This window comes from Acidisoma sibiricum, from assembly GCF_057837225.1.
In genome coordinates this window covers 2,951,196-2,963,663 of the sequence record NZ_CM174445.1, presented here as the reverse complement: position 1 = coordinate 2,963,663, position 12,468 = coordinate 2,951,196, and the positions used below count along the sequence as shown (strand labels likewise).

Genomic DNA, 12,468 nt, shown 5'->3' with positions numbered 1-12,468 from the left:
TCATGAGCTTTTCCCACACTGCCGAGGTCGCGGAGCCGACAAGCTTCGCTTTTGATGCTGAAAGCCTCGCCGAAATCGAATCCATCCTGAAGCGCTATCCGCCTGAGCGGAAGGCGAGCGCTGTTATTGCCCTTCTGTATGAAGTGCAGAAGCAGATGGCGCGCCAGACCCATAGCGGCTGGATACCGCGGGTGGCGATGGATGTGGTGGCGGGGCTGCTGGATATGGCGCCGATCCGCGTCTACGAAGTCGCGACCTTCTACACAATGTTCAATCTCAAGCCGGTCGGCCGCTATCACCTGCAGGTGTGTACCACCACGCCCTGCTGGCTGCGCGGGTCTGACGATGTCGTGGCCGCCTGCAAGAAGGCCACGGGCCTCGCGCATTTCGGGGATGTCACGCCGGACGGCCTGTTCAGCATGGCCGAGGTCGAATGCCTTGGCGCCTGCGCCAACGCGCCCATGCTGCAGGTCAATAACGAGAACTATTACGAGGATCTGGACGGGCCGCGCACGGAAGCGCTGATCGCGGCCTTTCGCCGTGGTGAGATACCGGCGCCGGGACCGACCATCGCCCGTCTCGGCTCCCAGGCCGAGGGCGGGCCGACGACCCTGACCCACCCGGACGAATTCTGGTCGCCTGAGAAATATGAAGTGGTGAAGCGGCAGCGGGCCGAGGCTGCCGCGCGCGCCGCCGCCGAAGCCGCTGCCGCTGAGGCCGCCGCCGCCGCCCAGGCGGCTGCCAATCCGCCGTCCGATTCCGCTGCGAAGCCTGGAGCCTAGTCATGGTCATGGCGCTTGAAGACAAGGACCGTATCTTCACCAATATGCACGGTCAGCGCGACTGGGGGCTGGACGGCGCCCGGGCGCGGGGCGACTGGGACGGCACGGCCGAGATCATGGCGCGGGGCCGTTTCGCGGTCGTCGATGAGATCAAGGCGTCGGGCCTGCGTGGCCGCGGCGGCGCGGGTTTCCCCTCCGGCCTGAAATGGTCCTTCATGCCGAAGGACCGCGGCGAGAAGCCCGCCTATCTCATCGTCAATTGCGACGAGAGCGAGCCCGGCACCTGCAAGGATCGCGAGATCCTGCGCAACGAGCCGCATAAGCTGGTCGAAGGGTGTCTCATCGCCGGTTTCGCGATGGGGGCGACCGCCGCCTATTGCTACATCCGTGGCGAATACTGGCTGGAATATACCCGGCTGCAGGCGGCGGTGGACCAGGCCTATGCGGCCGGCCTGCTGGGCAAGAATGCCGCCGGCTCGGGCTATGATTTCGACGTCTTCGTGCATCGCGGCGCCGGCGCCTATATTTGCGGTGAAGAGACCGCGATGCTGGAAAGCCTGGAAGGCAAGAAGGGCATGCCGCGCTCCAAGCCGCCCTTCCCAGCGGCCATGGGCCTGTATGGCCTGCCGAGCACGGTGACGAATTGCGAGACGGTGGCGGTGTCGCCCACCATCATGCGGCGTGGTGCCGCCTGGTTCGCGAGCTTCGGCCGCGACAAGAACCAGGGCACCAAGCTGTTCTGCATTTCGGGCCATGTGAACCGGCCCTGCACCGTCGAGGAATCGATGGGCATTACGATGCGGGAACTGATCGACAAACATGCCGGCGGCGTGCGCGGCGGCTGGGACAATCTTCTGGCGATCATTCCGGGCGGCGTCTCGGTGCCGATGATCACCAAGGAGATGGCCGAGACGGCGCTGATGGACTTTGACTCCCTGCGCGAGATGCGTTCGGGCCTTGGCACCGGAGCGGTCATCGTGATGGACAAGTCAACTGACCTGATCAAGGCGATTGCCCGTATTTCGGCTTTCTACAAGCATGAAAGCTGCGGCCAGTGTACGCCGTGCCGCGAAGGCACCGGCTGGATGATGCGGATCATGAACCGCATGGTCGAAGGCCGCGCCGAGCTGGAAGAGATCGACATGCTGGAACAGGTCACCCGTCAGGTCGAAGGCCATACCATTTGCGCCCTGGGCGACGCGGCGGCCTGGCCGATCCAGGGTCTGATCCGACATTTCCGCCCCGTGATGGAGGAGCGCATCGCCGCCTATAAGGCGAGCCGCGGCGCCCCTGCCACGGCCACGCAACCCATGGCTATTGCGGCGGAGTAGGACGCATGACCAAGCTGACCATTGACGGGATCGAGGTTGACGTGCCCGCCGGCTTTTCCGTGCTGCAGGCCGCCGAAGCGGCCGGCAAGGAAATCCCGCGCTTCTGTTTCCATGACCGGCTTTCGGTCGCCGCCAATTGCCGCATGTGCCTGGTGGAAGTGGAGAAGGCGCCGAAACCCGTCGCCTCCTGCGCTTTCCCGGTGGGTGAGGGCATGGTGGTCAAAACCGACAGCCCGCTGGTGCGCAAGGCGCGCCGGGGTGTGATGGAATTCCTGCTCATCAATCATCCGCTGGATTGCCCGATCTGCGATCAGGGCGGCGAATGCGATTTGCAGGATCAGGCCATGGCCTATGGCCGTGACCATTCCCGCTACACCGAAGACAAGCGCGCGCAGCGCGACAAGGATCTGGGGCCGCTGGTCCGCACGGTGATGACGCGCTGCATCCAGTGTACCCGCTGCATCCGTTTTGCGACCGAAATCGCCGGCGTGCCGGAACTGGGCGGCGTCTCGCGCGGTGAAAGCCTTGAAATCACCACCTATGTTGAAAAAGCGCTGACCTCGGAACTGTCCGGCAATCTGGTCGATATCTGCCCCGTCGGCGCACTGACCTCCAAACCCTATACCTTCACCGCCCGCCCGTGGGAGCTGAAGAAGACCGACAGCATCGACGTGATGGACGCCGTGGGCTCCGCCATTCGCATCGATACGCGCGGACCGCAGGTCATGCGCATCCTGCCGCGCCTCAATGAGGATGTGAACGAGGAATGGCTGGCCGATAAGTCCCGCCATATCGTGGACGGGCTGACCCGCCGCCGGCTGGATCGCCCCTGGCTGCGCGTGAATGGCAAGCTGCAGGCCGCGACCTGGGAAGAGGCTTTCCTCGCCATCGCCGGCCGCCTGAAGGATGTCGCGGGTAGTCGCATCGGCGCTTTGGCCGGCGACATGGCGGACGCCGAAAGCATGCTGGCACTGAAGGACCTGCTCGCCTCGCTCGGCTCGGCCAATGTCGATTGCCGCCAGGGTGGTGCCGCGTTCGACACCAGCCGCCGCGATTTCTACCTCTTCAACACCACGATCGCTGGCATTGAAGAGGCCGATGCCGTGCTGCTCATCGGCACCAATCCGCGCCATGAGGCGCCGATCCTCAATGCCCGCATCCGCAAGCGCTGGCGCCAGAACCGCCTGCCGGTGGGCGTCATCGGCCAGGCGGCCGATCTCACCTACCCGTCTGAGATTGTGGGCAGCGGGCCGGACGCCATCACCGGGCTGCTGGACGGTCGCCACGCCTTCGCCGAGATTCTGGCGTCTGCGAAGAAGCCGATGATCGTGGTGGGTGAGGGGGCTTTGCAGGGTCCGGGTGGCGCGGCCGTACTCGCTGCAGCCTGGGCGCTGGCCGACAAGGTCGGCGGCTTTGTCGAGGGCTGGCACGGTTTCAATGTGCTGCATCGGGCCGCTGCCCGCGTCGGCGGTCTCGACCTCGGCTTCGTGCCGGGCACGGGTGCCAAGACCTGGGCCGAGATGGTCGCCGGTAGCGTCGATGTGCTGTGGCTGCTGGGTGCGGATGAATTCGATGCCGCGGCCATCGCGCCGGAAACCTTCGTGATCTACCAGGGCCATCATGGCGACCGTGGTGCGGCGCGCGCTGACGTCATCCTGCCCGGCGCCGCGTATACCGAAAAAAGCGGCACCTACGTCAATACCGAAGGCCGCGTGCAGCAGATTCAGCCGGCGACCTTCCCAGTGGGCGATGCGAAGGAAGACTGGCGCATCCTGCGCGCCTTCAGCGCCGTTCTGGGCAAGACGCTGCCCTATGACACAATCGCCGCGCTGCGCGCGCGCCTGGGCGCCGTTAACCCGGTCTTTGCCCAGGTGGATCACCTGGCCCGCATGGCGACGACCGATACGGCCGGCCCGGCCGATCGCGGCCAGTCGCTGCCTTTGACGCCCTTTGTTGCTGCCATTGCCGACTACTACCAGACCGATCCGATCAGCCGCGCGAGCCCGACGATGCAAGCTTGTACTGAGACCTATGCGCCCGTCCTGCAGGCGGCGGAGTAAGACACGGTGACGGGTTTCTTCTCCACCATTCTGGGCCAGATCATCCTCGCGGCCCTTGAGACGCTGGCGGTTCTGGTGCCTCTGCTCATGATCGTCGCTTATTCGACCTATGGCGAACGCCGCGTCATGGCGGCGATGCAGCTGCGCAAGGGGCCGAATGTCGTCGGACCCTTCGGCATATGGCAGCCCTTTGCCGATGCGCTCAAGATGATCATGAAGGAAACCATCGTGCCGACCGGCGCGAACCGGGTTCTGTTCCTTCTCGCGCCGATGCTGACCTTTGGCCTCGCCATGGTCGCCTGGGCGGTGGTGCCCACCGGCAACCATCTGGCGGTCGCCAATATCAATGTCGGTATTCTGTATCTCTTCGCGATCAGCTCGCTCGGCGTCTATGGAATCATCATCGCCGGCTGGTCGTCCAATTCCAAATACGCCTTCCTGGGCGCGCTCCGTTCGGCCGCCCAGATGGTCAGCTACGAAGTCTCCATCGGCTTCGTCATGGTCTCGGTCCTGCTCTGTGTCGGCAGCCTCAACCTGAATGACATCGTGCGCGCGCAGAACGGGCTTTGGTTCTGCATTCCGCTGTTCCCGATGTTCATCGTCTTCTTCATCTCGGGCCTGGCCGAATGTAACCGCGTGCCCTTCGACTTGCCGGAAGGCGAGAGCGAGATCGTCGCAGGCTTCATGGTGGAATATTCCTCCATGAGCTACGCCATGTTCTTCCTCGGCGAATACGCGAATATGGTGCTGATGAGCGCCATGACCTCCATCCTGTTCCTGGGTGGCTGGATGTCGCCGGTGCCGTTCCTGGCTTTCATCCCGGGGCCGATCTGGCTGATCCTGAAGATCTGCTTCGTCATGTTCGTCTTCATCTGGGTGCGCGCAACCTTTCCGCGCTTCCGCTATGACCAGCTGATGCGTCTGGGCTGGAAGATCTTCCTGCCGCTGTCGCTGGGCTGGATGGTGCTGACGGCCACTGCCCTCGAAATCTTCGGATGGCTGCCCCATGGCTGAGCGAGTAGCCGCTGTGACTGCGACGACAAAAAGGGGAATGGAATAATGGGTGTCCTCGATCGTGCAGCGCGCAGCCTGTTGTTGACGGAACTCGTCGGCGGCATGGCCATCACGCTTCGCTACATGTTCAAGCCGAAGGTGACGATCAACTACCCGTTCGAGAAGTCGCCGCTATCCCCGCGCTTTCGCGGCGAGCATGCGCTGCGCCGCTATGACAATGGCGAAGAGCGCTGCATCGCCTGCAAGCTGTGTGAGGCGATCTGCCCGGCCCAGGCCATCACCATCGAGGCCGAACCGCGCGAGGACGGCTCCCGCCGCACCACGCGCTACGACATCGACATGGTGAAATGCATCTATTGCGGCCTTTGCGAAGAGGCCTGCCCGGTGGATGCGATCGTCGAAGGCCCGAATTTTGAATACGCGACCGAGACGCGCGAAGAGCTGCTCTACAATAAGGAGAAGCTGCTCTCGAACGGCGACCGCTGGGAGCCGGAACTCGCGCGGCGCCTCGAACTCGACGCTCCGTACCGGTAAGCCAGCGCCATGATCTTTGCTCAAATCTTCTTCTATTTCTTCGCGGCTATCCTGATCCTGTCTGCGGTGATGGTGGTGACGTCGCGCAATCCGGTTCATTCCGTATTGTTCCTGATCCTGTGCTTCTTCAACGCCGCCGCACTCTTTCTGATCGCCGGGGCCGAGTTCCTCGCCTTCATCCTGCTCATCGTCTATGTCGGCGCCGTCGCCGTGCTGTTCCTCTTCGTCGTCATGATGCTCGACATCGACTTTTCGGAACTGCGCGCGGGCGTGCAGCGCTATGCGCCGATCGGTGCGGTGGTCGGCATCATCCTGCTGCTGGAACTGGTGATGGCGGTGGCCGGCTGGAAGATCGCGCCGGCTGCGGCCGGGCTGCGCCTGTCGGCGACACCGCTCGGGCTCAGCAATACCGACGCCATCGGCCGCATCCTCTACACGCAATATGCGTTCCTGTTTGAAACCTCCTCGGTCGTGCTGATGACCGCCATGGTCGGCGCCATCGTGCTGACCCATCGTGACCGCACGCGCACCAAGACCCAGAATATCGCCCGGCAGAACGCCCGCCAGCCGGCGGATACGCTGACCATGATCGACGTCCGGGTCGGCGCCGGCGTGAAGGAACTCGGCATCCTTCGTCCCGATCCGGCGCTGGCAGCACCGGACGCGCGCATCACGCTGCCGGAGACGGATGCCGTCGCGGTCACCCACAAGCCGGGAGCGCAGTGATATGCCCATCGGTATCGGCCCCTATCTGGTGGTCTCCTCCATCCTGCTGGTGGTGGGCATCTTCGGCATCTTCATGAACCGGAAGAATGTCATCACCATCCTGATGTCCATCGAACTCATCCTGCTCGCGGTGAACCTTAACTTCGTCGCCTTCTCCGGCGCGCTGCATGATCTCACCGGGCAGATCTTTACGATGTTCGTGCTGACCGTCGCCGCCTCAGAGGCGGCCATCGGTCTGGCGATCGTCGTCACCTACTTCCGCAACCGCGGCTCGATCGCGGTCGAAGACGTCAATCTGATGAAGGGCTGAGACGTGATCTTCGCTATTGCCGTCTTCGCACCGCTATTCGGCTCGCTGATTGCGGGTCTGTTCGGTCCCTGGCTCAAGGACCAGGGCGCTCATGTGGTCAGCATCCTGGCCATGCTGATCGCCGCCGTCTGCGGCGTCATTGCAGGTGTCAGCCTGCTGTCGGGTTCGGTTCAGCCGGCCACCATCGCCATCGCGCAATGGCTGCATGTCGGCAGCTTCCAGGTCGACTGGGCGCTCCGCTATGACAGCCTTTCGGCCGTCATGGTGCTGATGGTGACGGTGGTCTCCACCCTCATCCACATCTATTCGATCGGCTATATGCACGGCGACCGCTCGGTCTCGCGCTTCTTCTCCTATCTCTCGCTTTTCACCTTCGCGATGCTGATGCTGGTGACGGCGAATGACCTCGTCCAGCTCTTCTTCGGCTGGGAAGGCGTGGGCCTCGTCTCCTACCTGCTGATCGGCTTCTGGTATGAGAAGCCCTCGGCCAATGCCGCGGCCATCAAGGCCTTCGTCATGAACCGCGTCGGCGACCTCGGCTTCGCGCTCGGCATCGGCCTGGTCTTCTTCCTGTTCGGCTCAGTGCGTTTCCCGGAGATTTTCGGCGCGGTGGCGGCGCAGAACCATGCCGTCTACCACCTGTTCGGCACCAACCTGCATGCGCTGGATGTGATCGGCATTCTGCTGTTCATCGGTGCAATGGGTAAGTCGGCCCAGATCGGTCTGCATCCCTGGTTGGCCGACGCGATGGAAGGCCCGACGCCGGTGTCCGCCCTCATTCACGCGGCCACCATGGTGACGGCCGGCGTGTTCCTGATGGTGCGGATGTCGCCCCTGCTGGAATACGCCCCTGTGGCGCTCGCGGTGGTCGGCGTCATCGGCGGCACCACGGCGCTGTTCGCGGCGACGATCGGCTGTGCCCAGACCGATATCAAGCGCATCATCGCCTATTCCACCTGTTCGCAGCTCGGCTACATGTTCGTCGCCGTCTCGGTGGGCGCCTATCAGGCCTCGATTTTTCACCTCATCACCCATGCCTGTTTCAAGGCGCTGCTGTTCCTCACCGCCGGCTCGGTCATCCACGCCATGTCGGGCGAGCAGGACATCCGCCGAATGGGCGGGCTCGCCAAGCTCATTCCCTATACCTATGCCATGATGTGGATCGGCAGCCTGGCGCTCGCCGGCATTCCGCCGCTGTCGGGCTATTTCTCGAAGGATGCCATCGTCAGCGCGGCCTTCATGGGCCATGGCGGCGGCTATGCCTGGTTCTGCGTCGAAGCGGCGGCGTTTCTGACCGCCTTCTATTCCGGGCGCCTGCTCTTCGTGACCTTCCATGGCCCGCGCAACGGTGACCCGCATGTCATGAGCCATGTCCACGAAAGCCCGCTGGTGATGACCGGCCCGCTATTCTTTTTGGCCCTCGGTGCGATCTTCGTGGGCGGCGTCTTCGCGCATGACTTCATCGGCGCGGATCAGGCCAAGTTCTGGAACGGGGCCATCTCGGCCATCAACCATCCGTCGATCCTGCTGGATATCGACCGCGTGCCTTTCCTGATGGAGATTCTGCCGACCGTGCTCGGCGTACTCGGCTTCGCGCTGGCCTATGTGATGTATATCGCCAGGCCCGAACTGCCGGCGCTGCTGGCGACTCGCTTCGCGCCGGTCTACCGTCTTCTGCTCAACAAATACTATTTTGATGAGATCTACGGCGTCATCTTCGTGCGCCCCTATTACGCGCTGGCCCGCGTGCTGTGGCATGTGGGTGACGAGGACATCATCGATGGTATTCCTCGCGGCGGCGCCGGCATTGCGCGCTTCTCGGCGGGTGGCATCGGCCGCCTGCAAAGCGGCTCTCTCGCCCAATACGCCTTTGTCATGCTGATCGGACTCGTCGTCCTGATCAGCGTCTTTCTGATTTTCCGGTGAGCCCGATGAACCAAGCAGGCTTCCCGCTGCTCTCTCTGCTCACCTTCCTGCCGCTGGCGGGTGTGGTCGTCATCTTCTGCCTGCGCGGCGATGAAGAAGCGACCGCGCGCGCCGCGCGCTGGACGGCGCTTTGGACCAGCCTCATTGTCTTCGTCCTCAGCCTTCTGCTCTGGTTCGGCTTCGACAAGAGCGTCGCGGGCTTCCAGTTCCAGGAAGTCGTTTCCTGGCTGCCGCAATATGGCGTCGATTACCGCATGGGCGTCGACGGCATCAGCATCATGTTCGTGCTGATCTCAACGGCGCTGACGCCGATCGCCATCCTGTCCGCCTGGACTCAGAGCGGCGGACGCGCGCGGGAATACATGATTGCCTTTCTGGTGCTGGAAACCACCATGATCGGCATCTTCAGCGCGCTCGATTTCCTGCTCTTCTTCGTCTTCTTTGAAGCCGTGCTGATCCCGATGTTCGTCATCATCGGCGTCTGGGGCGGAGAGCGCCGGCGCTATGCCGCGATCAAGTTCTTCCTCTTCATGTTCGCGGGCTCCATGCTGATGCTGCTCGGCATTATCGCGCTCTGGGTTCATGACGGCACCACCAGCATCCCCGATATGCTGCATATGCCGCTGCCGCCGCATCTGCAGTTCTGGCTGTTCCTCGCCTTCTTCGCGGCCTTCGCGGTGAAGATCCCGATCTGGCCGGTCCATACCTGGCTGATCGACGCGCATCGTGAGGCGCCGATCGCGGGGTCCGTGCTGCTGGCCGGCGTGCTCGCCAATATGGGCGGCTATGGTTTCCTGCGCTTTTCGGTGGCCCTGCTGCCGCAGGCGTCGCAGACCTTCGCGCCGCTGATGTTCGCGCTTGCCGTCGTCGCCATCATCTACACCTCGATCGCGGCCCTGGTGCAGCGCGACCTGTTGAAATTCTGTGCCTATTCCTCGGTCGGCCATATGGCGATCGCGGTCGTCGGCATCTTCACCTTTTCGGTGCAGGGCATCGAGGGCTCGCTCTTCCGCATGCTGTCCCACGGCTTCATCACCGCGGCACTTTTCATCTGCGTCGGCGTGCTGATGGACCGCACCCGCAGCCAGAGCATGGATGGGTTCGGCGGCCTTGCCCGCAACATGCCCTTCTACGCGCTGCTCTTCATGATCTTCGCCATGGGCACCGTTGGCCTGCCGGGCACGGCCGGGTTCATCGGCGAAATCCTGGTCATCGTGGCGGCGCTGAAGGTCAACTTCTGGCTGTCGCTGCTGACCGGCACGACGCTGATCCTGAGCGCGATCTACACGCTGGTCATGTATCGCCGGGTCATCTTCGGCGGGCTGGAACGGCCGGAGCTGAAGGTCCTGCGCGATATCGGGCCGCGTGAAATCGCCATGCTGGTGCCGCTGGTGATCCTGACGCTTTGGATGGGCATCTATCCGTCCAGCTTCTCCACCTTCTTTGACGCGACGGCGACCGCCATGGCCCAGGCCCATACCGTGGCGCTCGCCGGCACATCCGCGCATCTCGCCTCAGCCGGCGGCGCCTCAGCCGGCGGCGCCTCTGCTGGCGGCACTGTCCTGGCCGGGGGGGCCAATTGATGAACTGGCTGATCGCACTCCCCGAACTCGCGCTGTCGCTGTGCGGGCTCGCTATCCTCATCGCCGGCGTCTTCTCGCCCAAAAAGCATGCCTTCCAGCTCGCCAGCATGCTGTCGCTGGGTGCGCTGCTTGGCATTGGCGGTCTGGTTCTGGTCTCACCGAGCGGCCTCGGCTTCGGCGGCCTGTTCATCGCCGACGCCTTCAGCCGCTTCGCGCAATTGCTGATCCTGGCGGGCGCCGGTCTCGCCATCATCCTGTCGCTCGACTTCAATGAGCGGGAGGAGGGGCTGGCGCGGTTTGAATTCCCCGTCCTGATCCTGTTTGCCGCCACCGGCATGATGATCATGGTGGGTGCCACCAATCTCATGACCCTTTATCTGGGTCTGGAGCTGCAATCGCTGGCGCTTTATGTGGTCGCCGCCTTCGCGCGGGATTCGCTGAAGTCGTCCGAGGCCGGTCTCAAGTATTTCGTGCTCGGCTCGCTCGCCTCCGGCATCCTGCTCTATGGCATGACGCTGACCTACGGCTTTTCGGGCAGCACGGATTTCCTGCAGATCGCCAAGGCGATCACCATCAGCACGCCATCCGTCGGCCTCGTCATCGGCATGGTGTTCGTGCTGGTTGGCCTGGTCTTCAAGATCGCCGCGGTGCCCTTCCATATGTGGTCGCCCGATGTCTATGAGGGCGCGCCGACCTCTGTCACGGCGCTGTTCGGGTCCGCCCCGAAAGTGGCGGCGCTGGCGCTGCTCATTCGCGTCATGGCCTGGCCCTTCGGCCATCTGTTCGGCCAGTGGCAGCTGCTGATCGAAATCATTGCCATCGCGTCGCTCGTCGTCGGTGCTTTGGCGCCGCTGGTGCAGACCAATATCAAGCGCCTGATGGCCTATTCTTCGATCGGCCATGTCGGCTACGCGCTGATGGGTCTGGCCGCCGGCAACGGCAATGGCGTCAGCGCCATGCTGGTCTATCTGGCGACTTACATCTTCATGACGCTCGGCGCTTTCGGCATCATCATCGCCATGCGCCGTCAGGGCCGCGCCGTGGAGAAGATCACTGACCTTGCGGGTCTCGGCCGCAATCATCCCGGCCTGGCGCTGGCCATGACCATCTTCATGCTCAGCATGGCTGGCGTGCCACCGCTCTCAGGCTTTTTCGGTAAGCTCTACGTTTTCCTAGCCGCAATCCAGAGCGGGCTGTGGCTGCTGGCCGTGATCGGCGTCATCACCAGCATCATCGGGGCCTATTACTATCTGCGCATCGTCAAGCTGATGTATTTCGACGCCCCGGAAGGGGTGTTTGACCGCCCGGCGCCGTCACTCTCCTTCGTCGTCGCGGTGACCGGCGTGGTGACCCTGCTCTTCATCCTGGTGGCCGGTCCCGTCACCACCGCGGCGCAGGCCGCGGCCATGGCTCTGTTGGGTTGACGGCAAGCATCGGGGGTCCGGCGGTTCAGCTCGCGGGAGGGTATCGGCTCGAGCATGTTGCGCTGATCCCCTCCACCTCGGATGCCTGTGTCGCCCGGGCCCGTGCCGGGGCGGCCGACGGGCTTGCGATCCTGGCGGAGGAGCAGACCGCCGCCCGCGGCAGCCGCGGGCGCAGCTGGGTGGCGCCGCGCGGCAATCTCTACGTCTCCGTCCTGCTCCGCCCCCGCAATGCGGCGGAAGCCGAGGGCGCCGGCCAATGGGCGCTGCTGGCAGGGCTTGCCTTCGTCGAAGCGCTGTCGGCTTTCGACGCCGAGCCCGCGCAGCTCACCGTCAAATGGCCGAATGACGTGCTGCGCGATGGCGCCAAGCTCGGCGGTGTCCTGGTCGATGCTGAAATGGACGGGGCCGGGCTTGCCTGGCTCGTCATCGGCGTCGGCGCCAATCTGGTCGTGGCGCCTGCAGTCGAGGGGCGGCGCACGGCGGCGATCCGGTCCCGCGCTGGGCTACAGCCTGAGCCGCGTGCGGTGGCGGAAGCCTTTATCGCCCGAATCCGCTATTGGCGCGATCAATTGGGGCGGTCGGGCTTCGCGCCGATCCGAACACATTGGCTGGAGCGGGCGCATCCGCGCGGCACCCCGGTCACGATCAAGGATGCCCGCGGCGTACGGGACGGATTATTCGCCGGGCTGTCTGAGCGCGGGGAACTGCTTTTGTCGGTCGGCGACGAACTTCACAGGATCTCCACCGGTGATGTGCTTTTGGGTCAGGGAGTATAGAC

At 63.9% G+C, this 12,468-nt stretch carries 10 protein-coding genes and 1 pseudogene; all 11 read left to right on the top strand.

Annotated elements, in window-relative coordinates; all coding sequences use genetic code 11:
• Window positions 1-2 precede the first annotated feature (2 nt).
• A pseudogene (locus tag AC3G7M_RS14145) lies at window positions 3-614 on the top strand (complex I 24 kDa subunit family protein); the annotation flags it as partial.
• Between the two features lie 176 nt (window positions 615-790).
• On the top strand, window positions 791-2,113 hold the full coding sequence (gene nuoF / locus AC3G7M_RS14140; RefSeq protein WP_489216050.1) for an NADH-quinone oxidoreductase subunit NuoF: 1,323 nt from the start codon (window positions 791-793) through the stop codon (window positions 2,111-2,113).
• Between the two features lie 5 nt (window positions 2,114-2,118).
• Window positions 2,119-4,173, top strand: a complete 2,055-nt coding sequence (gene nuoG, locus AC3G7M_RS14135) for an NADH-quinone oxidoreductase subunit NuoG (protein ID WP_489212746.1) — start codon at window positions 2,119-2,121, stop codon at window positions 4,171-4,173.
• A gap of 6 nt (window positions 4,174-4,179) precedes the next feature.
• Complete coding sequence (gene nuoH, locus AC3G7M_RS14130) at window positions 4,180-5,187, top strand: NADH-quinone oxidoreductase subunit NuoH (RefSeq protein WP_489212745.1); 1,008 nt, start codon at window positions 4,180-4,182, stop codon at window positions 5,185-5,187.
• A 45-nt stretch (window positions 5,188-5,232) separates the two neighbouring features.
• On the top strand, window positions 5,233-5,721 hold the full coding sequence (nuoI, locus tag AC3G7M_RS14125) for an NADH-quinone oxidoreductase subunit NuoI (protein ID WP_489212744.1): 489 nt from the start codon (window positions 5,233-5,235) through the stop codon (window positions 5,719-5,721).
• A 9-nt stretch (window positions 5,722-5,730) separates the two neighbouring features.
• Complete coding sequence (locus tag AC3G7M_RS14120) at window positions 5,731-6,447, top strand: NADH-quinone oxidoreductase subunit J (protein WP_489212743.1); 717 nt, start codon at window positions 5,731-5,733, stop codon at window positions 6,445-6,447.
• Between the two features lies 1 nt (window position 6,448).
• Complete coding sequence (gene nuoK / locus AC3G7M_RS14115; protein ID WP_489212742.1) at window positions 6,449-6,757, top strand: NADH-quinone oxidoreductase subunit NuoK; 309 nt, start codon at window positions 6,449-6,451, stop codon at window positions 6,755-6,757.
• Window positions 6,758-6,760: 3 nt separating this feature from the next.
• Window positions 6,761-8,683 (top strand): NADH-quinone oxidoreductase subunit L, encoded by a 1,923-nt coding sequence (gene nuoL / locus AC3G7M_RS14110; protein WP_489212740.1) that lies wholly within the window; start codon window positions 6,761-6,763, stop codon window positions 8,681-8,683.
• A gap of 5 nt (window positions 8,684-8,688) precedes the next feature.
• Window positions 8,689-10,266, top strand: coding sequence for an NADH-quinone oxidoreductase subunit M (locus tag AC3G7M_RS14105; protein WP_489212739.1), 1,578 nt, complete (start codon window positions 8,689-8,691; stop codon window positions 10,264-10,266).
• Window positions 10,266-11,690, top strand: a complete 1,425-nt coding sequence (nuoN, locus tag AC3G7M_RS14100) for an NADH-quinone oxidoreductase subunit NuoN (protein ID WP_489212738.1) — start codon at window positions 10,266-10,268, stop codon at window positions 11,688-11,690. Before AC3G7M_RS14105 ends, nuoN begins: the two co-directional genes overlap by 1 nt.
• Window positions 11,687-12,466, top strand: coding sequence for a biotin--[acetyl-CoA-carboxylase] ligase (locus AC3G7M_RS14095; protein WP_489212737.1), 780 nt, complete (start codon window positions 11,687-11,689; stop codon window positions 12,464-12,466). The genes nuoN and AC3G7M_RS14095 overlap by 4 nt, the downstream gene beginning before the upstream one ends.
• Window positions 12,467-12,468 lie beyond the last annotated feature (2 nt).

Coding starts and splice junctions, on each gene's coding strand:
- AC3G7M_RS14105 (WP_489212739.1), top strand. CDS start 8,689: ATGAACCAAGCAGGCTTCCCGCTGCTCTCTCTGCTCACCTTCCTGCCG.
- nuoN (WP_489212738.1), top strand. CDS start 10,266: ATGAACTGGCTGATCGCACTCCCCGAACTCGCGCTGTCGCTGTGCGGG.
- AC3G7M_RS14120 (WP_489212743.1), top strand. CDS start 5,731: ATGATCTTTGCTCAAATCTTCTTCTATTTCTTCGCGGCTATCCTGATC.
- nuoK (WP_489212742.1), top strand. CDS start 6,449: ATGCCCATCGGTATCGGCCCCTATCTGGTGGTCTCCTCCATCCTGCTG.
- nuoF (WP_489216050.1), top strand. CDS start 791: ATGGCGCTTGAAGACAAGGACCGTATCTTCACCAATATGCACGGTCAG.
- nuoG (WP_489212746.1), top strand. CDS start 2,119: ATGACCAAGCTGACCATTGACGGGATCGAGGTTGACGTGCCCGCCGGC.
- nuoI (WP_489212744.1), top strand. CDS start 5,233: ATGGGTGTCCTCGATCGTGCAGCGCGCAGCCTGTTGTTGACGGAACTC.